This window comes from Roseovarius bejariae (assembly GCF_009669325.1).
GTDB classification, from domain to species: Bacteria; Pseudomonadota; Alphaproteobacteria; order Rhodobacterales; family Rhodobacteraceae; genus Roseovarius; species Roseovarius bejariae.
The window spans coordinates 2,072,116-2,092,728 of the sequence record NZ_SZWE01000001.1 but is presented as its reverse complement, the minus strand read 5'-3'; the positions used below and the strand labels follow the sequence as shown (position 1 = coordinate 2,092,728).

The window sequence follows — 20,613 nt, the reverse complement described above, 5'->3', positions numbered from 1 at the left end:
GGGCCGCGCACGGCCCTCTCGGGTTCATATCAAGCGACCGGCCGGATTATTGGGCTAGCCAAGCTTGGAATTTTGCGTCGATGTCGTCGCGGTAGTCCGCCCAGAACTCGTAGTTGTAGAGGAACGTGTTCTTGGCGTTCTCCGGATCAGTCGGCATGTGCGGTGCCATGTCGATGCCCAGATCCGCGTGCTTGCCGACCAGCGGTGCCGAGGAAGCACGTGCCGGACCGTACGAGATGTACTTGGCCTGATCGGCCAGACGCTGCGTGTCAGTGGCGAAGTAGATGAAGTCAAGCGCACGGGCCAGACGTTCTTCGGGCAGGCCCTCGGGAATGATCCAACCGTCAAGGTCGAACACCTGAGCGTCCCACATCATGGCAACCGGTTGATCTTGCTCTTCGATCACACTGAACAGACGACCGTTGTAGGTCGAGCCCATGAAGACTTCACCATCGGCCAGAAGCTGCGGCGTGTCAGCGCCGGCAGACCACCAGATCACGTCGTCCTTGATGGTTTCCAGTTTATCAAGTGCCTGCTGCTGACCTTCTTCGGTTGCCAGAACGTCATAGACTTCATCCTTGGCAACACCATCGCAAAGCAGGGCCCATTCCATGTTGTTGATCGGGCGCTTCTCAAGCGAACGCTTGCCGGGGTAGGTCTCGGTGTCGAATACCGAGCAGATGTCGGACGGCGGCTCGACGCCTTCGGGCACCATGTCGGTACGATAACCGAAGGTGGTCGAATACACGATCTGCGGGATAAAGCAGTCACCCACCAGCAGGTCGCCAAAGTCGTCCTCGGCCGAGGTGCCATCGGGCGCGGGCGCCAGATGCTCATCGGGATCGATTTCCATGGCAAGACCTTCGTCGCACAGGCGCAGGGCGTCAGCGGCCACAACATCGACCACGTCCCAGGTCACGTTGCCAGCTTCGTCCATGGCGCGCAGCTTGGCGACAGCTTCGTTCGAGCTTTCGTCCCAGACCACTTCGAGGCCTTCGTTCATCTCTTGATAGGGGGTCGCATAAGCGTTGACCTGGCTTTTCTGATAAGCGCCGCCCCACGAGACGAGCGTCATTGAATTGGCCATGTGATCATCGGCATGCGCCGCGACAGCAGCCACCGTCAGAGCGGTCGAAGCCATCAGGGTCGTTGTGAATTTCATATCATACTCCCAAGTATCATCCCGCTTTACATTTCGGGCCAAGCGTCACGGGTGAAAACGGCATGGCCTCAGGCTCACCGCAGCCTTTTGAAGGCTACGAATGCTCTTGATTTAGACCGCGTCGAGGGCGCGGCAATCTTGCGGCAGCCAGCCGATTTCAACCTGCTGGCCTGGTTTCAGGCGCTCCTGATCCGCGGAATTCCGAGTCTTGATGATGAAGTCATCCTTGCCCGCAACCTTAAGGCGCGTGCGGAAAACATCCCCCATGTAGATGAACTCGGCAACCTCCGCCTTGAGTGTGTGGGCATCCTCACCAAGCTTCGCGGTGTTCACCTCGACACGTTCAGGACGGATGGAAATCGTGGTGCGCTCGCCCACCTTGCTGACGTTGACCGGCTTAGCATCGATGATCTCGCCATCATCCAACTCGACGATACAAGTCTCACCCTTGATTTCCTTGATCGTGCCTTCAAGCGTGTTATTCTCACCGATAAACTGCGCCACGAAGCTGTTATCCGGGCTTTCATAAAGTTCATCGGGCGGAGCCAACTGCTGAATACGGCCATCGTCGAACACCGCGACGCGGTCTGACATGGTCAGCGCTTCTGTCTGGTCGTGGGTCACGTAAACGGTCGTGATGCCCAATTCATGTGCAAGGTTGGTGATCTCGAATTGCATGTGTTCGCGCAGCTGCTTGTCGAGCGCACCAAGCGGTTCGTCCATCAGAACCAACTCAGGCTCGAACACCAAGGCGCGCGCAAGTGCGATCCGCTGCTGCTGACCACCCGAAAGCTGCGCCGGGCGGCGCCCGCCGAATTCACCCATTTGCACCATATCAAGTGCTCGCTTGACCTTGGCCTCTCGGTCGGACTTGCCGATCTTGCGCACCTCAAGCGGAAAGCTGAGGTTCTCGGCGACGGTCATATGCGGAAACAAGGCGTAGTTCTGGAAAACCATGCCGATACCACGCTTGTGCGGCGGGATGTTGTTGATTGAAACACCGTCCAGCATGATCTTGCCATGGGTGGCAGTTTCAAACCCCGCCAACATCATCAGACAAGTTGTTTTCCCGGATCCCGACGGCCCAAGCATCGTCAGGAATTCACCTTTGGGCATAGAGAGGTTCAGATCTTTGACGACGAGCGTCTCACCGTCATAACTTTTCTGCACACGTTCAAATTCCACGAATGCATCGCGGTTTGCACTTTCGGCCACTTGCGGCTCCCTGTCGTTTGTTACTCGTGATTGCTTCACGTTCGCACCGAACTAAAACGGCAAACTTCTTGGCTTGCAAGCCCATTTCATAGGAAATTGACAGTTTCCGGGGCGAGCGGGAAAAATGACCACTTTTTTTCGCCACAAACAGCAAAAACGCCCCGCGAAATTCCTCTCGCAGGGCGTTTGCATTGTTTAGTGATTGATTCGGGAACTGCCCGTCAGGTTTATCCCAGAACCGACTTCACTGCTTTCGCGGTCTTGGAAACCACCTCGTCTGCCTCCGATTGCGTCAGGCAGAAGGGCGGCGCGAATCCAAGAATATCGCCTTGCGGCATGGCTCGCCCAATGATGCCTTCAGACGCAAGCGCCGCTGCAATCTGGGGGCCGACCTTATCGGATGCGTCAAAGAAAGTGCGGCTATCCTTGTCCTTCACGAACTCCACGGCACAAAGCATTCCTTCGCCACGTACCTCGCCGACATTGGCATGATCGCCCAAGGCCTCGGTCATGGTCTTGTTGAGATAGCCACCGACGGTGCGGTTATTGGCAATCAGGTCCAACTCATCCAGCAACTTGAGGTTGGCCACCCCGGCTGCCGCCCCGATGGGGTGCGCCGAATAGGTCCAGCCGTGGCCAATGGGCCCATTTTCATCGGTCCCCTGCTCCAATACCTTCCACATCTTATCACCCACGATCGAGCCCGAGAGCGGCGCATAGGCCGATGTCAGGCCCTTGGCGATGGTGATCAGGTCAGGCTCCAACCCATAATGATCCGAGCCGAACATGGTGCCCAAGCGACCGAAACCTGTCACGACCTCATCCGCAACCAGCAGAATATCGTGCTTTTTCAGAACCGCCTGAATAGCCTGCCAATAGCCTGCGGGCGGCGGCACGATGCCCCCGGTACCCAGAACCGGCTCACCGATGAAGGCGGCGATGGTGTCGGCGCCTTCGCGCTCGATCAGCGCCTCGAGTTCATCCACGCAATGCTGCACGAACTGTTCTTCGGTCTGATCCAGATCGTCGCGGCGGAAGTAATAGGGTGCTTCGGTGTGAACCACTTGGGCCAGCGGCAGGTCAAATTTCTTGTGGAACAGCTCAAGCCCGGTCAGCGACCCGGTCATCAACCCCGACCCATGATAGCCGCGCCAACGCGAGATGATCTTTTTCTTCTCGGGACGGCCAAGGATGTTGTTGTAGTACCAAATCAGTTTGACGTTGGTCTCGTTGGCGTCCGAGCCCGACAGGCCAAAGTAGACCTTGCTCATGTTCTTGGGCGCGCGGTCCATGATCATCTTGGACAGGGTGATGCTCGCCTCGGTGCCATGCCCCACGTAGGCGTGGTAATAGGCCAATTCCTTGGCCTGCTCGGCAATAGCATCGGCGATGTCCTGACGGCCATAGCCCACGTTCACGCAATACAACCCGGCAAATGCATCCAGCAGCTTGTTACCGTCACGGTCTTCGATATGGCAGTTGGTGCCACCGGTGATCACCCGGTTCGGGGCCTCGCCACGTGCGAATTGCGCAAGATGCGTCGAGGGATGGAAAAAGTTATCGCGGTCCCATTGGTCCAGTTGGTCGTTCTTCAGCATTTTCTTTCCTTTCGTGTCGTCCCGGCGCCGGAATTTTTTAAAATTCCGGACCGAAATCTTTGCAAGATTTCGCCCGCTCACGCCCAATCGCGGCAGACGTATTTGATCTCCATGAACTCTTCCATGCCCTTGCGGGCCCCTTCGCGGCCCAGACCGGATTGCTTGACCCCGCCAAAGGGAATTGGCGCACCGGTGACCTTGGTACGGTTCACCGCGACCATGCCGAACTGCAACGCGCGGGTCACGCGATAGATGCGGCGCGGGTCGTGGCTGTGCAGATAGGCAACAAGGCCGTATTCGGTGTCATTGGCGCGGCGCACAACCTCCTCTTCGGTGTCAAAGGGCGTAATCGCCGCCACCGGGCCAAAGGTCTCTTCGTGCATGATCGCTGCATCCTCGGGCACATCGGTCATAACCGTCGGCTGATAGAACAAGGGGCCGAGATCGTCACGCTGACCGCCACAAGCCAGTTTCGCACCTTTTGCCAGAGCATCGGCGACATGTTCTTCCTGCTTCTGCACGGCTTTTTCGTTCATCAACGGGCCAAGATCGGGGTCATCCATGCCCTTGCCAAGAGTCAGCGCCTTGGTGGATTCAGTGAACCGCTTGCAGAACTCATCGTAAATGGCACGCTCCACATAGATGCGGTTGGCCCCAAGGCAGTCCTGCCCGGTCGTCGCCCATTTCGCGCCCATGGTCTCCTCGATCGCGGTATCCATATCGCTGCCCTTGAAGACGATTACCGGCGCGTGGCCCCCCAGTTCCATGACCAGTCGCTTCACCGTGTCGGCAGATTGCCGGTACAACAGGCGGCCGATTTCCGTGGAGCCGGTGAACGACAGGGCGCGCACGCGCTTATCCTGTGTCCATGGCTCGACGATGGTGGACGCCTTGCCGGTCAAGATATTGAACACACCTTCGGGAATCCCGGCACGCTCGGCCAGTTCGGCAAGGGCCAGCGCTGAATAAGGCGTTTCCCCCGAGGGATGCGCCACGATGGTACAGCCCGCCGCCATCGCCGCCGCCGCCTTGCGGGTCAGCATCGCCGCCGGGAAGTTCCAGGGCGTGATCAGGGCCGCGACGCCTACGGGTTCCAGCCAAAGCTCGACCTCGGCATCGGGCAGATGGCTGGTGACACCTTCGATATTAGGGCGCTTGGCCTCTTCTGCGTAATATTCAACGAAACTGGCGGCATAGTCGATCTCGCCACGCGCTTCCGACAGGGGCTTGCCCTGTTCCAGAACCATGATCCGCGCCAGATCTTCCTTGTGCTCCAGCATCAGGTCGAACCAACGGCGCAGGATGGCGGAACGATCCTGTGGCAGGGTCATGGACCAATCCGGAAACGCCTTCTGGGCGGCATCCACCGCCGCCTTTGCCTGAGTGGCGGACAGGCTGGCCACGTCACCAAGGGTTGTGCCATCTGCGGGGTTCGTCACGGTGATGGTGGCATTGTCATCACCGGCCGTCCATTTGCCGTTCACATAGGAAAAATTGCGCACAAGGCGCGTATCAGTAACACCATTACGCGTCCAAATTGCGGAATCAGACATTCGGGTTCCTCCTTTTACGGAAGAAATATCTGTGACGGGGCAACAATTGGGGCTGAACTTTACCCAGCTAAAAGAATAATCTTCTGCACATGACGTGACTCAGAGATGATTCATTCGAACAGTGTTGCAATCGGCGGCATCGAGGGCGCCTTGACCGGCTTGGTCACGATATAGGTAAAGTACCGCGCCAACCCGATCCGGGCCTCCAGCATCTCGTCGATCAGGCGTTGATAACTGTCGATATCCGTGGTCACGATCTGCATCAGGTAGTCGAACCCGCCCCCCAGCGCCCAACAGGCGGTGACCTCGTCAAAGTGCTGGACGCTCTCCTCGAAGCTGCGAAAGCTGGCCGGCGTGTGGTCAGCCAGTTCCGCCGCGACGAAAACGGTCACATGCGGCCCCAGCTTTTTCAGGTTCAGCCGCGCGTTATAACCTTCGATGATCCCGGCCTGCTCCAACTTGCGCAGGCGCTCCCAGCAGGGGCTGGCCGACAGACCGACACGTTCGGCCAGTTGCGCCTTGGTGATACGGCCTTCGGTGGACAGGACCCGCAAGATGGCAAGGTCACGATCATCGAGTTTCAGCATACCTTGTCCGTCACAGTTCCACGCAATTCTTCAGATAGGGCAGACGTGCCTGCGCAGCGACTACACGCGTCAGGTCCATCTCGACGCTCACCAGCCCCTCACGGCCCGGGCCAACAACGGCCACATCCTGCCCATCCGGTGCCACGATACGCGAACCGCCATAGAAGGCCAATCCGCCATCCTCACCCGCATGATCGGCATAGGCCAGCCAAACCCCGTTCTCCAAGGCACGGGTCGGCACCATTTTCTCGGCCACAACACCCCAATCCGCGCCCAAGGCCGTAGGCACCAACACCAGATGCGCGCCACCTTGTGCGGCCTGCCGCAGGCTTTCGGGGAACTCTACCTCATAGCAGATAATAATCGCCACGCGCAGATCGCCCAAATCGGCGAATGTCACCGAAGGGCCCTTGGCAAAGGTCGTCACCTCGAAACTCTGTGGTGAAGGCAGGCGCTTGCGATGATTGGCCAGCAGGGTGCCGGATGCATCCAGAAGGGCCGCGGAATTATAGAGGCTGTCCCCCGCCCGCTCGGGATACCCATAGGCAATGGTCGTATCGTGCTTGCGGGCAAGACCGGCCATGGATTCCGCGAAGGGGCCGTCGGGCGACTCTGCTAAGGCGTGATAATCCAATGCCGGATTGTACCCTGTCGGAAACAATTCGGGGCACAGAACCAGATCAAGCCCCTGCCCCGCAATGTGCCTTTCCAATCTGGCCAGGCGCTCTTCCGCTGTAAGGCCCGCTGCCTTGCATTGATACACCCCAAGCTTCATGCTGTGATCACCGTCCCGGCGGGGCTGTCCTTGAGCATCTGGTAGACATGGCTGGCAATCGCCGTGTCCTGCGCGCCCGTGCCGGTGAGGTCGGCAATGGTGATGTCGTCATCGCTGCGCCGCCCCGGGGCCTGACCTGTGATGACCTGTCCCAACTCGGCGGGAATGCCGCGATCCCACAAACCGGCCTCCTGCGCGCTGCGCAACTCACCCAGTTTCTCAGTCTGGCTCACGCGATCGGCCACGTACAGATCGGCTTGCATCAGGGCCTTGGGATCAATCTCGTTCTTGCCTTCCTGGTCCGAACCCATCGCTGTAATGTGCAGTCCCGGATGCAGCCATTCGGCCTTCAGGACAGGATCTCGTGCCGGGGTCGTCGTGACGACCAACTGGCTTTGCGCAACCAATTCGGAAGGGTCCGAGACGGCCTGCGCCTCTATCCCCAATAGCGCGGCCATATCCTCGGCGCAGGTTTGCGCCTTGGCCGCATCGCGCCCCCAGACCAGCAACCGCTTGAAGGGCCGCACCAGATGCGCCGCCTGCATCTGCAAACGGGCCTGCACCCCGGTGCCGATGACGCCCGCCGTTTCCACGGTGTGCGGGGCAAGGTGGCGGGCCGCCACGGCCCCGGCGGCGGCGGTGCGAATGTCGGTGAGATAGCCATTGTCGAGGAACAACGCCTGCACCAGCCCCGTCTTCGCCGAGAACAGGATCATCAACCCGTTCAACGACGGAAGGCCCAGCTTGGGATTATCAAAGAACCCGGGGCTGACCTTGATGGCGAACCCTTTGAACCCCGGGATATAGGCGGTTTTCACATCAACCTCGCCATTGGCGGCTGGCAGGTCCATGGACAGGATCGGCGGCATCACGACCTCGCCCCCGGCAAGCGCGGTAAAGGCCTGTTCAACCACGTCCACGGTTTCGATGTCCAACCCGACGGCGGAGCGCAAATCGGCCTCGGTCACGATACGGATGTCATGCGGCATAGGTCTGTCCTTTCACTGTCACATCGCCCAGCTGCACATCCTGCCCGGTCATGATGCGCGTAAACGTCGGCATATCCAGATTGCGGCCCGTGACGATCGTCGCCGTGGGTCCATCCAGCGTGACCTTGCCGTTCAGAACCGCGGCAAGACCGACGACACAGGCACCCTCGGCAACGATACGATCCTCGTAATACAGCACCTGCATCGCGTGATAAATCTCGGCCTCGGTCACAAGGACAATCTCGTCCAACAAGTCGCGACACATCGGGAAGCTGAGCTTATTCTCCATGCCGATACCACCCCCCAGGGAATCCGCAAGGCTGGCCACCTCGGGCACCTCGACGGGATACCCCGCCTTGATGCTTTCATACATCGCAGCGCCCCGATCCATCGTGATCCCCACAACCCGGATTCCCGGATTGATCGACTTGGCGGCCCGCGCGACACCGGCGGCCAGCCCACCGCCCGAAAGCGGCACCAACAGCGTGGTAACATCCGGTCGCGACTGGAGTATTTCCAATCCGATGGTCCCCTGTCCGGCAATCACCAGCGGATCATCGAAAGGTGAAATCTCAACCAACCCTTCTTCGGCCACCAGACGGTGAGACTCGGCCAAAGCGTCATCCTGACTGCGCCCCTTGATGGCCACCTCGGCGCCAAGCGCCTTGATCCCGTCCACCTTGGCTTGCGGCACCAGTTCCGACATGCAGATCACAGCACGCATACCCCGTTCGCGGGCGGCAAAGGCAACGCCGCGCCCGTGATTTCCGGTGGAGCAACAGGTCACGCCCTTGGCGTCCTGAACCCCTGCGACCGCGTTATAGGCCCCGCGCAGCTTGAACGCCCCGATGGGTTGCATGTTCTCCAGTTTCAAAAGAAACTCGGAGCCTGACTGCCGGGTCATATACGGGGAGGGCACAAGGGGCGTGGCATCGGCCACGCCACGGATGACCCGGGCCGCGGCGTATATATCGGCCAGAGTTGGCTGCATTGTTTTCTCCCTGTTGATTTATCCCGCAGCTTTGCGCCGGTGCAGGGTAGCGTCAAGCGCACGCCAGGAAAATTGCCAAAAACGACACGAAGTGCCGTTTTCCTTGGGGCAATCAAAGACATGGCGCACAGTATGGACGAAACCCGACAGTGAGGACGTGATATGATTCAAAAGGACCTTCCTTTTTCGCAAGGTGAGTTTGAGCGGCGGCTGGACAAGACGCGCAAGGCCATGGAAGCCAAGGGCGTGGACGTGCTTTTCGTCACCGACCCGTCGAATCAGAACTGGCTGACCGGCTATGACGGCTGGTCCTTTTACGTCCATCAGGGCGTTATCGTGTTGCCGGATGCCGACCCGATCTGGTGGGGCCGGAACCAAGACGCCAACGGCGGTGTGCGCACCGTCTGGATGACCGATGACCGGGTCATGGGATATGCCGATAACTACGTCCAATCCACCGAACGCCACCCGATGCAGGACCTTGCCGAACGTCTGCGCGGCATGGGGGCCGAGGCCAAACGCATCGGCATTGAAATGGATAATTATTATTTCTCGGCAAAGGCTTATGAGGTTCTGAAGGCCGAACTGCCGAACGCCACTTTCGTCGATGCAACCGCGCTTGTGAACTGGCAACGCGCGGTAAAATCGGACGAGGAACTTACCTTCATCCGCAAGGCTGCGGCGATCAGCGAAAAGATGATCGACGGCTTGTTGGAGCGGGTTGAAGTGGGGGTGCCGAAGAACGAGGTGGTGGCCGAGATTTTCCGTGATGGCGTTCGGGGCGTCGATGGCGCATGGGGTGATTACCCCGCGATCGTGCCGCTGCTGCCCTCGGGCTCGGATGCCGCCGCCCCGCACCTGACGTGGGATGGCCGGGATTTCGCCGAGGGCGAGGCAACTTTCTTTGAAATTTCAGGCTGTTACCGCCGCTACCATGCCCCCTTCTGCCGGACCCTCTTCCTTGGCAAACCCCCGCAATTCATTCTGGATGCGGAAAGCGCACTTGTCGAAGGGTTAGAGCTGGGTTTAGAGGCCGCACGGGCCGGTAACCGGGCCTGCGACATCGCCAACGCCTTGGCGCAACCCCTTGAAAAGGCTGGCATCGAGCGCGGCGCGCGCTGTGGCTATCCCATCGGGTTGAGCTATCCGCCGGACTGGGGCGAGCGCACCATCAGCCTGCGGGCCGAGGATGAAACCGTGCTGGAGCCGGGCATGACTTTCCATTTCATGCCAGGGCTTTGGATGTCGGATTGGGGCCTTGAGATCACAGAATCCATCCTGATCAAAGAGGACGGCCCGGCGGAAACTTTCTGTGACAGGCCGCGAAAAATGTTCGTGAAGGACTGATTTCGTTAACCCTCGCATTTCGTACGAGTCGTACGCAAAGACCCCCGATTTCGTACGAAAATCGGGGGTTTCTTTTGGGCTGTCGTACGAGTCGTACGAAAGTCGGTGCCTTTGGGAGCGGCGCGCACAACCTGCCCACCCTGCGGACGTTGGCTTAAGGCCCTAGAAACCTCTTTGTGGCGAACTGGCGCAAACAGGACGCGAAGGAGGACCGTTCAGACCATTTGCCAGAACTGGAACAACAGCCCCGCCGCAAAGGCCCCCGAGAGCGACAGCGCGATGTAGAGCGCGAAGACCGGCGGGCAACGGGCCTGCGGCCCTTGGTTCCGCGCCAGATGTTCGTTGTACAGTGGTGCGCAATGAATGCGCACCCTACGATTTGTGGAAAACCGTCTTGGGAAGATGGTTTCTTTAGCGGCTCAACCCGCCATGCAACGTCGGCTGGTCCAGCGAGGCAAAGCCGTAGTGGCGCAGCCAGCGGAGGTCGGAATCGAAGAAGGCGCGCAGGTCGGGGATGCCGTATTTCAACATGGCGATCCGGTCGATGCCCATTCCGAAGGCAAAGCCCTGCCATGCCGCCGGGTCGATGTTGCCCGCCATCAGCACCTTGGGGTGCACCATGCCGGAGCCGAGGATTTCGAGCCAGTCGTCGCCTTCGCCGATTTTCAGGGTGCCATCGGCCCATGAGCAGCGAATGTCGACCTCGGCCGAGGGTTCGGTGAAGGGGAAGTGCGAGGCGCGGAAGCGCAGTTCGACCCCGTCGACCTCGAAGAACGCGCGACAGAACTCCTCCAGCACCCATTTGAGGTTGGCCATGGAGATGTCTTTATCAATCGCCAGCCCCTCGACCTGATGGAACATCGGCGTGTGGGTCTGGTCGTAATCGGCGCGATAAACGCGGCCCGGGCAGATCACCCGCAGCGGCGCGCCCTGCAATTCCATCGAACGGATTTGCACCGGCGAGGTATGGGTCCGCAGGACATGCGGCGGGCGATCGTCCCCGTCGGCGCGGTGCATGTAGAAGGTGTCCATCTCGGCCCGCGCGGGGTGGTGGCCGGGGATGTTGAGCGCGTCGAAATTGTGCCAGTCGCTTTCCACCTGCGGGCCTTCGGCCACGGCAAAGCCCATGTCGGCGAAGATCGCGGTGACCTCCTCGGTGACTTGGGAGACGGGGTGGATCGTGCCCATGCGGCGGGAGCGGGCGGGCAGCGTGACGTCCAGCCATTCGGCGCGCAGGCGTTCATCGAGGGCGGCGTCGGAGAGCGCCTGTTTCTTGGCAGCCAGCGCGCTGTTGATCTCATCCTTGAGGGCGTTGAGCTTGGGCCCCATGACCTGCCGTTCCTCGGGGGTCATCTTGCCCAGTTCGCGCATTTTCAGGCTGATCTCGCCCTTTTTGCCGACGGCCTGCACGCGCAGGTCTTCGAGGGTGGATTCATCGCCCGCACCCGCGATGGCGGCAATGTATTTGTCTCTGAGGTCGTCCATGAGCCTGTCCCTTTGGTCTTGGGCGTCCTGCTATACCTTTGCAGCGCGTGAGACAAGGTGCTTGGGCTTAGAGGTTGCGGGCATAGTCCGCGGTGAAGCGGGCATAGCCATCGGCGGTGACGCGGTGGTGGCCCTTCATGTGGTCATGCAGCGCGGGAAGCTGGTGAAAGGGCACCTGTGGCAGGCTGTGGTGTTCGACGTGGTAGGGCATGTTCCACGCCAGAAAGCGCACCAGACGGTTGGTGAAGGTGGTGCGGGTGTTTTCCAGCATATTGGCGACAAAGGCGCAGCGGCCATGTTCGGCCAGAAGGTAGAGGCGCAGGACAGGTTGGCCCAGAAGGCAGGGGAGCCACCAGACCCAGAAGAGCAGCGGGGACATGAACAAACTCAGAATGCAAAGGGCGTAGCCTATCAGCATGATACGAGCCTCTTTGCGGATACGGGTGTGCGCACGCTCGGGCACATAATCGCCGGGGTCACGGCCCAGCGCGTTGGTCACGGTTTGGCGGGCCATGCCCCACCAATAGGGCAGGCCGCTGACATGGGTTAGGTAAGCGGGCCATGTCGCGGGTTTGGCCCCCGTGAGAAGCTCGGGGTCTTTGTCCGGGATGTTGGTGTGGCGGTGGTGGGCGAGGTGGAAGTAGCGGAACCACTCGAAGGGGTTGAGGATCAAGAAACCCGCGAGACGACCCACCCATTCATTGAGCCACGCCGTAGCAAATGGGGTTTTATGGGTCGCCTCGTGTTCGAGGGTAAACAGAAAGCATATCGCGATGCCCTGCCCCACGAGCGCCAGTTGCCAGAGCGGCCATCCTTGCGCGATCCAAAGGCCGAACCCGGCGATCAACGCAGAATGGCCCGCGAGGTGACGCAGGCCGGGGGCATCCGACAGTGCGTTCAGCCTTGCCAATTCATCTTTAGGGAGGGTGGCGATGAGGGCTTTGTGATCCATGGTGGCGGAAGTTTAGGCCGCCACGCACGGCCCTGTCACGCCACTTCTGAATAGGGGCTTTGTTCGGGGCGCGCGAATTCGGTTTTCGTGGCCTTTTCTGCTTGGTTGCGCCCGACTTCACGGTCGTGCGCTTCGAGAAGGCGGCGGGCTTTCTCACTCAGAAAAGAGGGCTGCGCGTGGTTCGTATCAAAAGGCATGGTGCGTTCCTTACGCTCGGCATCTGGGTCACTTGGCCTTTGGGCCATGTGCTGTTTGTGCCAAACGATTCGGAAACTAATTGGGCGAAACCATGATTTGTGGCGCGAGGGCAGCCACATTTCCGCCACGATCCCGAGAAACGAAAAACGCCGCCGGGATGATCCCGACGGCGCTTTCCAAGTCCCTCGTGCGACTGGCTTATTGGGCCAGGGCGCTTTTTGCCTGATCGACGATGGCTCCGAAAGCGGCCGGTTCTCGCACGGCGAGATCGGCCAGAACCTTACGGTCCACTTCGATGCCGGCCAGGTTCAGGCCGTTGATGAAGCGCGAGTATGTCAGCGCTTCGTCGTGGGCGCGCACGGCGGCGTTGATCCGCTGGATCCACAGCGCGCGGAAATTACGCTTGCGGTTCTTGCGGTCGCGCGTGGCGTATTGGTTGGCCTTGTCGACGGCCTGACGCGCCACCTTGAAGGTGTTCTTGCGACGGCCATAGTAGCCTTTTGCGGCCTTGGTGACTTTCTTGTGACGGGCGTGGGTTACTGTCCCACCTTTAACGCGTGCCATATGTCAGTTCTCCTTGGCCTTAGCGGGAATAGGGCATCATCGGGCGGACGATCTTGGCGTCTGCCTCGGACATTACCGTGGTACCACGGGCATCGCGGATGAACTTGTTGGTACGCTTGATCATGCCGTGGCGCTTACCGGCTTGGCCGGTTTTGATCTTGCCATTGGCCGTGACCTTGAACCGCTTTTTGCAGCTCGACTTCGTCTTCATCTTGGGCATTTCCGGCTCCTTCTTAGTTCGGGTCGGTCGTTATGCGCGACTCGGCATGCCACTTAGGCCGGTCCCGCGGACAGGGGGGCCATATACGCCCGCGCCGTTCTGATGGCAAGTGAAAATCGGAGCCTAGCCCAAGCCCAGCCGGCCCAGAAGCCCCGTGCCGCGTTTCGTCGCACGACCGGCCGCTTTCAAGGCCTTGGCCGTCACCTTGGGGCTGACGGACCAAGCAAGCGAACTCCAGTCCAGTGCTTTATGCCCCTGTCCGCCGAAATCGGCCAGCTTGTCCAACAGGAAATTTTCCTGTCTTGCGGCGACAATCGTCTCGCGGTTCAAGCTTTTGATCGTGGGCATCAGCGACTTGAGGCCACGATCGAACACGTAGTCATCCGCAATCGCGATCTGCTGACCGTTTTCCGGCAGGGTCACGATTTTCCCGGCCTCCTTGCCCCTATAGGCAACCGAATGTGTACAGAAGGGAACGGTGGCCGTCCATTTCAGGCTGAGCTTGCGGTTGCCTGTGCGTAGATCAAGTTTGGCATCAGGTGACGCCTTGAGCATCACGTCAAAGGGAAGGTCTTGCCCCGTGCGTTTGGCCAAGGCTGACAGTTGCCTGGACATGCGCGGGGTGCAGACCAGCTTGGCCTTGGTCTCGACCTGGTAGGCCAGAAAGACGGTCTGCTTTTTATAGTAGGTTTTGCTGATCTCCCCTTTTCCCGAGCACGTGTTGCAGGTGACGGTTTCCGTCACGGTCCGGGATGGCCCGCTCCATTTGCCACTTCCTCCGCAATGACCGCACATTCGGTATTCCGACGTCGGTGTACCATGCGCCGTGGTGCCGGGGCTGTTGACATAGGTCGTGACCATGCGCCCGCCCGATCCACCGCAGGCGTGACAGGGCGTGCTGGTCGGTTCGTTTCGCGTCACCACGCGAGAGCCCTTGCCCTTGCAACTGCCACAGGTCGAGGTCTCGACCCGGTCCACGACCTTTTCGATCTTCTTCTTGTAGGCCAGCACCGGGGACGCCTGCGACGCCTTTGCCGACAGAACCGGGTGATCCAGCCACTCGGGCGCCATGTCTTCGACGACCTGCTTGGGCTGAGACTGCACCCGGGACCGAGCGGCTTTCAACGCGGATTTCAGGGCCTTCGGCTTGAAAAGGGAAAAGCGTTCGCCGGTGGCGGGTTGTGCCTCCAGCCGGTCGATTTTCAGGTCAGCATCAAGGGTGATGGTGCCGGAAATCCTGACGTCCTGATCATAGGGTCGTGGCGCATCAAGCGTGCAATCTTCAAAGCTCTTCGCCATACGGTGCAGAACACCGACGACATCAGGTTGATTGAGGTTTGGCATATCGGCCTTGGGGTCCGGGCGTGCACGGGACATGGGGGCGCCTTCTTTTTCAATCCTCATCAAGGCGTCAAGTATGCCAAAAAAGGCACAAAAAATACAGTCGTCCAGAAACAGGCAGCCGAATTCGGATCAAGCCCACCACCCTTTGACCCGTAATTCTATCCTGCTCTCAGACCTCTAAATGGGGTGATAAGCCTTGCACCCCGATTGGCAAAGCAGCCACGGCACAAGCCTGCCGCCTTCAGGCTAGGTATTTTGCCACCACGCGCAGGAAGGTATCGGGAATGTCGTTGATACTGTAGCCGCCCGGCTTGTTCGCAATGGCCCAGACAAGGAGCGCGCCACTTGCCACGATCGTAAAGGCAGCAACCCGCGGCGCGCGGGCGTCGGTGATGGCGGACACGAGCGACAGAATGGCAAAGACCCCCAGAACAAGGCCAATGACAAAGGCAAGGTCGGGGTCCATGGTGACGCTCCTGCAAAGAGTTGCATTTATGGGAACGAATCTTAGCCCGGTTCCGTCGAGTAAATCAAACTTTCCTGACAGGGCGCCACGCGCAGGATGTTGGTGGTGCCCGGCACGTTGAAGGGGACACCGGCGGTCACCACGATCTGATCCAGCGGTTCGGCATAGCCTTGTTCGCGGGCGGCGCGCGCGGCGCTGAGTACCGCCTGTTTGAAGCGCTCAAGCTCGCCCGTCATCACGCAGTTCACCCCCCAGGTCAGGGCCAGCCGCCGCGCGGTCCCGCGCATGTTGGTCATGGCAATGATCGGCACGCGGGGCCGTTCGCGGGCGGTCAGCAGGGCGGTCGTGCCCGACTGGGTGAAACAGCAGATCGCCTTGATGTCGGTGGTTTCCGCGATCTCGCGGGCGGCGGCGACGATGCCGTCGGCCACGGTTGTACGCTCGGCCCGGCGCGAGGCTTCGATGACTTCGCGGTAGGTCGGGTCATCCTCGACCTCGCGGGCGACGTTATCCATGGTGGTCACGGCCTCGACCGGGTAATCGCCCGCCGCCGATTCCGCCGACAGCATGATCGCGTCGGAGCCTTCGTAGATGGCGGTGGCCACATCCGAGACCTCGGCGCGGGTGGGCATGGGCGATTCAATCATCGATTCCAGCATCTGGGTGGCGACGATCACCGGCTTGGCCATCGAGCGGCATTTGCGCACGAGGCGCTTTTGAATGGGCGGCACGTTCTGAACCGGCAATTCCACGCCCAGATCACCGCGCGCCACCATGATGCCGTCGGAGGCTTCGAGAATGGCATCGAAGCGGTCCACCGCGGCGGGTTTTTCAATCTTCGACAGGATCGCGGCGCGGCCCTTGGCCAGGTCGCGGGCCTCGGTCACGTCCTCGGCGCGTTGTACAAAACTGAGCGCGAGCCAATCGACGCCAAGCTCGCAAACGAACTCAAGATCCTTGCGGTCCTTTTCCGACAGGGCGGCCAGCGGCAGCACCACGTCGGGGACATTGACGCCCTTGCGGTTGGAAATGGTGCCGCCGATGACAACCTCGGTCTGGGCGAAATCCTTGCCGCAGTCGGTGACGCGCAGGCGGATCTTGCCATCATTGACCAGCAGGGTCGCACCCACTTCGAGGGCCGCGAAAATTTCCGGGTGGGGCAGGCAGACGCGGGTGGCGTCGCCCTCGGTCTCGTCCAGATCAAGGAGGAAGGGCGCGCCGTCCTCCAGTTCCTCTTCGCCATTGGCGAAGGTGCCGACGCGCAGCTTGGGGCCTTGCAGGTCGGCGAGGATGGCGATCGGGCTTTGCAGTTCTTCTTCGACCTGCCGGATGATGCGGTGTTTCTCGGCGATCTCGTCGTGGATGCCGTGGCTCATGTTCAGGCGAAAGACATCTGCCCCGGCCTCGTGCAGCGCGCGGATCGTATCGTAATCCGAGGAGGAAGGGCCAAGCGTGGCCACGATCTTGACGTTGCGGTGGCGTCTCATGCGGGGGTGTCCTTGTGATCTTGGGTCATCTTGTTGTTGGCTTGGGTGTCCCGCGCCGGGGCGCTTCTGTCAATGGGTCGCCGGTTTAAATTGGCTTTGGTCAAAGCTTCAGTTAGCGCTAACAGGTTCATGGTTCGGTTATTACCCATTTCACTTCCGTGTGCAACTGTCATAGACCGTGCGCAAAGGACATGACAGGCGCATGACGTACATCCCGTTTTTCATCGAAGGGGCGGATCGCCCCGCGCGTTGGCTTATCACTTGCGACCATGCGGCCAATACCGTGCCGCCCTTCGTGGGCGGCGGAAGCCTTGGGCTGGCCGAGGCGGATATGACCCGGCATATCGCCTATGACGTCGGCGCGGCGGGGCTGGCGCGGGGATTGGGTGCGGCGCTGGATGCACCGGTGATCGAGTCGAATTTCTCGCGCCTCGTGATAGATCCGAACCGGGGCGAAGATGACCCGACGCTTTTGATGAAGCTCTATGACGGGACGATTATCCCGGCCAATCGGCACGCGGGGAACGAGGAGCAGGAATTGCGCCTCAATCGTTGTTACCGGCCCTATCACACGGCCCTGGCCGAACTGGCCGCGCGGCGTGACGATACCGTGATTGTCTCGATCCACAGTTTCACGCCGCAACTTCAGGGGCGCCCGCCCCGCCCGTGGCACGTGGGGGTGCTTTATGCCGCCGACGAGCGGCTGAGCCGCCCGTTGATCAACCGTCTGCATCAGGAACATGACCTGTGCATCGGGGAAAACCAGCCCTATGGCGGGCACCTGCCGGGCGATGCCATCGCCCGCCACGCGATTGCCTATCAGCGGCCCAATGTATTGATCGAGTTGCGCAATGACCTGATCGAGGCCGAGGCGGATCAGGCGGCTTGGGCCGAACGTCTGGCCCCGCTTCTGGAAGAGGCGGCGGCAGTCGCCGGGGTGTAGGTCAATCCGGGGTGTAGGTGCCGTGCAAGCAGCCCGTTTCGGCATCGAACCGCGGCGAGGGATGCAGCCGCTCCGGCAACTCGAACGCGGCGCAGACCTCGTAGGCGCTCTCAGACAGGCGCGCATAGCGATAGGGTTCATCGGTAAGCCGGTCCGTCAGTTGCGGCGCCGGGCAATCCCGGGTCTCGTCCAGCCCCTGCGGCAGGGCCTTGCCCGTGGTTCTGGCAAGGCAGGTCACATGGCCCTGAAGGGCGTGTAAATCTGCCATGCGCCTTTGGTCGCGGTTTTCCATGCGCGCGATTTCAGGCCCACCAATGAGCCAGAACCCGGCAGCCAAAGCCGCCGCGACACCGGCACAGAGCAGGAATTGGGGAAGCGCCTTATTCGCCATCGCCGTCCTCCGCCAGTTGCGCCCGGTAATAGAGAAAGATCACCCCCGACACCGCCGCCACCACGGCGGACTTGGCAAGGAATTGAAGCGTTGCCTCGCCATCCAGAAAGGTGAAAAGCACGAAAACGAGGGTGCCCAGAAGCGACAGCGCGGCAAGGAACAGGACGATATAGCCCACCCATTTGCGTACAACCGAACGACGCAGCCCCATGTCGGCCATGGTCGCACGTTCCGCCCGGCGGTTGAGCCATGCGAAAAGCGGGAAAAAGACGATCAGCGTCGCCATGGACCAGCGTATCGAGGACAGTCGATAGAATCTGCCGCCCGTTCCATCCGGGTCGGGCCAGGCATAGTCGATCAGGTTGATCCCCAGCATCACCAGATGCCATGCGGTCATGCCCAGCGCGATGAAGATCAGGCCATACAGAAAGGACTCGCGCGCCGAAACAAAGGGGCGCGGAAGCGGGACGGGCGGCAAGAAAGCGGTATCGTCCCATGCCTTGAGGCCGGTGTCGATTTCGCTGTTGGTCCAACCGGCCTGATGCAGGGCTTGTTGAATCTCGGTGCGCGAGCGGCCCGCGTTCAGCGCCTCGTGCACGAAGGCGGCGATCTGATCGGAGTTCTTCATGGGTCCCCTTTCCGGCCATCTGGCCGTGACAGTTCACATGAAAAGTGAACCGTGCGCCATGACAGCGGTCAAGTCAGGGTTTCCGCTGTGTCAGAGCCAGTCGCGCAGGATCGGGATAAGGGGGATGTCGGCGGGCGGCATGGGATAGTCGCGCAGCTCGTTCACCCGCGCCCATTTCAGGGTTTGCCCCTCGCGGCCTTGCGGGAAGCCCTCCCACTTGCGGCAGGCATAGAGCGGCATAAGCAGGTGGAAGTCTTCGTAAGAATGGCTGGCGAAGGTCAGCGGCGCGAGGCAGCTTTCCCAAGTGTCGATGCCCAACTCCTCCTGCAACTCACGGATCAGGGCGTGTTCAGGGGTTTCGCCGGGTTCCACCTTGCCGCCCGGAAACTCCCACAGGCCCGCCATGGATTTGCCTTCGGGGCGTTGGGTCAGAAGGATACGGCCATCGACATCGATCAGGGCCACGGCCGAGACAAGAACGGTCTTCATGAACGGTAATCCGCGTTGATCTCGATATACCCGTGGGTCAGATCGCAGGTCCAGACATGGGCGGTGCCGCCGCCAAGGCCAAGGTCCACATGCAGCACCAGTTCGGAGTTCTTCATGTAGGCGGCGGCCTTTTCCTCGCTGTAGTCGGGGCTGACCCAACCATCCTTGGCGACCAGCGTGTCGCCGAACCAGATCGACAGGGTGTCGCGGTCGGCCTTGGCGCCGGATTTGCCGACGGCCATGACCACCCGGCCCCAGTTGGGGTCTTCCCCCGCGATGGCGGTTTTGACGAGGGGCGAATTGGCGATGGCAAGCGCATGGGTGCGGGCATCGGCATCGCTGGCCGCGCCAGTAACCGAAACCTCGACGAATTTCGTGGCCCCCTCGCCGTCGCGCACGACCTGATGGGCAAGGTCCAACATCACGCTGCGCAGCCCCTCCATGAAGCCGACGCTGGTGTCGGTCACGCGGATGCCCGAGGCCCCGGTGGCCCCCACCAGAAGCGTGTCGGAAGTGGAGGTGTCGCTATCGACGGTGATGCAGTTGAAGGTCTTGTCGTTGAGGGCCGAAACCATGGTTTGCAAGGTCGGCTGATCAATCGCGGCATCGGTGAAGATATAGACCAGCATCGTCGCCATATCCGGCGCGATCATGCCCGAACCCTTGGCGATGCCCGCGATATGCACGGGTTGCCCGTCAATGTGAATCGTGGTGCCCGCGCCCTTGGGGAAGGTATCGGTCGTCATGATGGCGGTGGCGGCATCTTCGAGCGAGGCGGAGCCGAGGGCCGCAGTCAGATCCTTGACCTTGCCGGTGATCCGGTCATGCGGCAGGCGTTCGCCGATGACCCCGGTGGCCGAGGTGAAAACGCGCGAAGCGGGCAGGCCGGTGGCTTTCGCCACCGCCTCGCAAATCGCGGAAACCGAGCCATCCCCGGCCTTGCCGGTGAAGGCGTTTGAGTTGCCGGAATTGACGATGATCGCCGCCCCCTCGTCGGAGTGTGTGCCGATCTTGGCCTGACAATCCAGCACGTTGGCCGAGCGCGTGGCCGAGCGGGTAAAGGCCCCGGCAACCACGCTTCCGGGGGCCAGCCGCGCCAGCATCACATCGGTCCGGCCTTCGTAACGAACGCCGGCTTCGATGGTGGCAAGACTGAGCCCGCCCACCTCGGGCAATGCGGGAAAGGCCGCAGGGGCCAAGGGGGAACGCGGCGGCGTGGCACCCATGGA

The 20,613-nt window shown here is 60.8% G+C and carries 23 protein-coding genes; 2 read left to right on the top strand and 21 right to left on the bottom strand.

The annotated features are described in order from the left end of the window. Positions 1-46: 46 nt before the first annotated feature. From FDP25_RS09995 to eutB, 8 genes are all read right to left on the bottom strand, one after another. Positions 47-1,162 (bottom strand): extracellular solute-binding protein, encoded by a 1,116-nt coding sequence (locus FDP25_RS09995; RefSeq protein WP_154151280.1) that lies wholly within the window; start codon positions 1,160-1,162, stop codon positions 47-49. 111 nt (positions 1,163-1,273) lie between these two features. After that, entirely contained in the window at positions 1,274-2,377 is a 1,104-nt protein-coding gene (locus FDP25_RS09990; protein ID WP_343032016.1) for an ABC transporter ATP-binding protein, read from the bottom strand. Positions 2,378-2,604: 227 nt separating this feature from the next. After that, the gene (locus FDP25_RS09985) at positions 2,605-3,975 is read right to left on the bottom strand and encodes an aspartate aminotransferase family protein (protein ID WP_154151278.1); all 1,371 of its coding nucleotides are present in this window, start codon (positions 3,973-3,975) and stop codon (positions 2,605-2,607) included. Between the two features lie 77 nt (positions 3,976-4,052). Continuing rightward, positions 4,053-5,528 (bottom strand): NAD-dependent succinate-semialdehyde dehydrogenase, encoded by a 1,476-nt coding sequence (locus tag FDP25_RS09980; protein ID WP_154151276.1) that lies wholly within the window; start codon positions 5,526-5,528, stop codon positions 4,053-4,055. Between the two features lie 110 nt (positions 5,529-5,638). Continuing rightward, positions 5,639-6,112: an Lrp/AsnC family transcriptional regulator gene (locus FDP25_RS09975; RefSeq protein ID WP_154153375.1), complete on the bottom strand. Its 474-nt coding sequence runs from the start codon at positions 6,110-6,112 to the stop codon at positions 5,639-5,641. A 13-nt stretch (positions 6,113-6,125) separates the two neighbouring features. Beyond that, positions 6,126-6,890, bottom strand: coding sequence for a nitrilase-related carbon-nitrogen hydrolase (locus FDP25_RS09970; RefSeq protein WP_154151274.1), 765 nt, complete (start codon positions 6,888-6,890; stop codon positions 6,126-6,128). Further along, positions 6,887-7,879 (bottom strand): cyclodeaminase, encoded by a 993-nt coding sequence (locus FDP25_RS09965; protein WP_154151272.1) that lies wholly within the window; start codon positions 7,877-7,879, stop codon positions 6,887-6,889. Before FDP25_RS09965 ends, FDP25_RS09970 begins: the two co-directional genes overlap by 4 nt. Next, positions 7,869-8,870, bottom strand: coding sequence for a hydroxyectoine utilization dehydratase EutB (gene eutB, locus FDP25_RS09960; protein WP_154151270.1), 1,002 nt, complete (start codon positions 8,868-8,870; stop codon positions 7,869-7,871). The genes FDP25_RS09965 and eutB overlap by 11 nt, the downstream gene beginning before the upstream one ends. Before the next feature lie 162 nt (positions 8,871-9,032). Here eutB and doeA point away from each other — a divergent pair, with 162 nt between their 5' ends. Beyond that, on the top strand, positions 9,033-10,217 hold the full coding sequence (gene doeA, locus FDP25_RS09955; protein ID WP_154151268.1) for an ectoine hydrolase DoeA: 1,185 nt from the start codon (positions 9,033-9,035) through the stop codon (positions 10,215-10,217). 215 nt (positions 10,218-10,432) lie between these two features. On the opposite strand, the gene FDP25_RS09950 is transcribed toward doeA, so the two are convergent. The 9 genes from FDP25_RS09950 to pyk form a co-directional block, all read right to left on the bottom strand. Continuing rightward, positions 10,433-10,588, bottom strand: a complete 156-nt coding sequence (locus tag FDP25_RS09950; RefSeq protein ID WP_154151266.1) for a hypothetical protein — start codon at positions 10,586-10,588, stop codon at positions 10,433-10,435. A gap of 40 nt (positions 10,589-10,628) precedes the next feature. Further along, entirely contained in the window at positions 10,629-11,702 is a 1,074-nt protein-coding gene (gene pheS / locus FDP25_RS09945) for a phenylalanine--tRNA ligase subunit alpha (RefSeq protein WP_154151264.1), read from the bottom strand. Positions 11,703-11,769: 67 nt separating this feature from the next. Further along, positions 11,770-12,654, bottom strand: coding sequence for a fatty acid desaturase family protein (locus FDP25_RS09940; protein WP_154151263.1), 885 nt, complete (start codon positions 12,652-12,654; stop codon positions 11,770-11,772). A gap of 35 nt (positions 12,655-12,689) precedes the next feature. Continuing rightward, positions 12,690-12,851, bottom strand: a complete 162-nt coding sequence (locus tag FDP25_RS09935; protein ID WP_154151262.1) for a hypothetical protein — start codon at positions 12,849-12,851, stop codon at positions 12,690-12,692. A 199-nt stretch (positions 12,852-13,050) separates the two neighbouring features. After that, the gene (rplT, locus tag FDP25_RS09930; protein WP_154151261.1) at positions 13,051-13,416 is read right to left on the bottom strand and encodes a 50S ribosomal protein L20; all 366 of its coding nucleotides are present in this window, start codon (positions 13,414-13,416) and stop codon (positions 13,051-13,053) included. A 19-nt stretch (positions 13,417-13,435) separates the two neighbouring features. After that, the gene (gene rpmI / locus FDP25_RS09925; protein WP_073036992.1) at positions 13,436-13,636 is read right to left on the bottom strand and encodes a 50S ribosomal protein L35; all 201 of its coding nucleotides are present in this window, start codon (positions 13,634-13,636) and stop codon (positions 13,436-13,438) included. Between the two features lie 123 nt (positions 13,637-13,759). Next, positions 13,760-15,013: a DnaJ-like cysteine-rich domain-containing protein gene (locus FDP25_RS09920; protein WP_154151260.1), complete on the bottom strand. Its 1,254-nt coding sequence runs from the start codon at positions 15,011-15,013 to the stop codon at positions 13,760-13,762. Positions 15,014-15,221: 208 nt separating this feature from the next. Then, entirely contained in the window at positions 15,222-15,446 is a 225-nt protein-coding gene (locus FDP25_RS09915; RefSeq protein ID WP_154151259.1) for a hypothetical protein, read from the bottom strand. Between the two features lie 41 nt (positions 15,447-15,487). Next, positions 15,488-16,933 carry a pyruvate kinase gene (gene pyk / locus FDP25_RS09910; protein ID WP_154151258.1) on the bottom strand — a complete coding sequence of 482 codons (1,446 nt, stop codon included), beginning with the start codon at positions 16,931-16,933 and terminating at the stop codon, positions 15,488-15,490. A gap of 202 nt (positions 16,934-17,135) precedes the next feature. On the opposite strand from pyk, the gene FDP25_RS09905 reads away from it, so the two are divergent. Continuing rightward, on the top strand, positions 17,136-17,876 hold the full coding sequence (locus FDP25_RS09905) for an N-formylglutamate amidohydrolase (RefSeq protein ID WP_154151257.1): 741 nt from the start codon (positions 17,136-17,138) through the stop codon (positions 17,874-17,876). Between the two features lies 1 nt (position 17,877). On the opposite strand, the gene FDP25_RS09900 is transcribed toward FDP25_RS09905, so the two are convergent. The 4 genes from FDP25_RS09900 to argJ all read right to left on the bottom strand — a co-directional run bounded on the left by FDP25_RS09900 (position 17,878) and on the right by argJ (position 20,610). Continuing rightward, positions 17,878-18,267: a hypothetical protein gene (locus tag FDP25_RS09900; protein ID WP_154151256.1), complete on the bottom strand. Its 390-nt coding sequence runs from the start codon at positions 18,265-18,267 to the stop codon at positions 17,878-17,880. Next, the gene (locus FDP25_RS09895) at positions 18,257-18,895 is read right to left on the bottom strand and encodes a DUF5671 domain-containing protein (protein WP_154151255.1); all 639 of its coding nucleotides are present in this window, start codon (positions 18,893-18,895) and stop codon (positions 18,257-18,259) included. Before FDP25_RS09895 ends, FDP25_RS09900 begins: the two co-directional genes overlap by 11 nt. Before the next feature lie 90 nt (positions 18,896-18,985). After that, positions 18,986-19,384: an 8-oxo-dGTP diphosphatase MutT gene (gene mutT, locus FDP25_RS09890; protein WP_154151254.1), complete on the bottom strand. Its 399-nt coding sequence runs from the start codon at positions 19,382-19,384 to the stop codon at positions 18,986-18,988. Continuing rightward, entirely contained in the window at positions 19,381-20,610 is a 1,230-nt protein-coding gene (gene argJ, locus FDP25_RS09885; RefSeq protein WP_154151252.1) for a bifunctional glutamate N-acetyltransferase/amino-acid acetyltransferase ArgJ, read from the bottom strand. The genes mutT and argJ overlap by 4 nt, the downstream gene beginning before the upstream one ends. Between the last annotated feature and the right edge of the window lie 3 nt (positions 20,611-20,613).

Excerpts from the sequence above, each read along its gene's own strand:
- FDP25_RS09995 (WP_154151280.1), bottom strand. The coding sequence starts at position 1,162 with ATGAAATTCACAACGACCCTGATGGCTTCGACCGCTCTGACGGTGGCT.
- FDP25_RS09985 (WP_154151278.1), bottom strand. The coding sequence starts at position 3,975 with ATGCTGAAGAACGACCAACTGGACCAATGGGACCGCGATAACTTTTTC.
- FDP25_RS09980 (WP_154151276.1), bottom strand. The coding sequence starts at position 5,528 with ATGTCTGATTCCGCAATTTGGACGCGTAATGGTGTTACTGATACGCGC.
- FDP25_RS09970 (WP_154151274.1), bottom strand. The coding sequence starts at position 6,890 with ATGAAGCTTGGGGTGTATCAATGCAAGGCAGCGGGCCTTACAGCGGAA.
- FDP25_RS09965 (WP_154151272.1), bottom strand. The coding sequence starts at position 7,879 with ATGCCGCATGACATCCGTATCGTGACCGAGGCCGATTTGCGCTCCGCC.
- eutB (WP_154151270.1), bottom strand. The coding sequence starts at position 8,870 with ATGCAGCCAACTCTGGCCGATATATACGCCGCGGCCCGGGTCATCCGT.
- doeA (WP_154151268.1), top strand. The coding sequence starts at position 9,033 with ATGATTCAAAAGGACCTTCCTTTTTCGCAAGGTGAGTTTGAGCGGCGG.
- pheS (WP_154151264.1), bottom strand. The coding sequence starts at position 11,702 with ATGGACGACCTCAGAGACAAATACATTGCCGCCATCGCGGGTGCGGGC.
- FDP25_RS09940 (WP_154151263.1), bottom strand. The coding sequence starts at position 12,654 with ATGGATCACAAAGCCCTCATCGCCACCCTCCCTAAAGATGAATTGGCA.
- FDP25_RS09935 (WP_154151262.1), bottom strand. The coding sequence starts at position 12,851 with ATGCCTTTTGATACGAACCACGCGCAGCCCTCTTTTCTGAGTGAGAAA.
- rplT (WP_154151261.1), bottom strand. The coding sequence starts at position 13,416 with ATGGCACGCGTTAAAGGTGGGACAGTAACCCACGCCCGTCACAAGAAA.
- rpmI (WP_073036992.1), bottom strand. The coding sequence starts at position 13,636 with ATGCCCAAGATGAAGACGAAGTCGAGCTGCAAAAAGCGGTTCAAGGTC.
- FDP25_RS09920 (WP_154151260.1), bottom strand. The coding sequence starts at position 15,013 with ATGTCCCGTGCACGCCCGGACCCCAAGGCCGATATGCCAAACCTCAAT.
- FDP25_RS09915 (WP_154151259.1), bottom strand. The coding sequence starts at position 15,446 with ATGGACCCCGACCTTGCCTTTGTCATTGGCCTTGTTCTGGGGGTCTTT.
- pyk (WP_154151258.1), bottom strand. The coding sequence starts at position 16,933 with ATGAGACGCCACCGCAACGTCAAGATCGTGGCCACGCTTGGCCCTTCC.
- FDP25_RS09905 (WP_154151257.1), top strand. The coding sequence starts at position 17,136 with ATGACGTACATCCCGTTTTTCATCGAAGGGGCGGATCGCCCCGCGCGT.
- FDP25_RS09900 (WP_154151256.1), bottom strand. The coding sequence starts at position 18,267 with ATGGCGAATAAGGCGCTTCCCCAATTCCTGCTCTGTGCCGGTGTCGCG.
- FDP25_RS09895 (WP_154151255.1), bottom strand. The coding sequence starts at position 18,895 with ATGAAGAACTCCGATCAGATCGCCGCCTTCGTGCACGAGGCGCTGAAC.
- mutT (WP_154151254.1), bottom strand. The coding sequence starts at position 19,384 with ATGAAGACCGTTCTTGTCTCGGCCGTGGCCCTGATCGATGTCGATGGC.
- argJ (WP_154151252.1), bottom strand. The coding sequence starts at position 20,610 with ATGGGTGCCACGCCGCCGCGTTCCCCCTTGGCCCCTGCGGCCTTTCCC.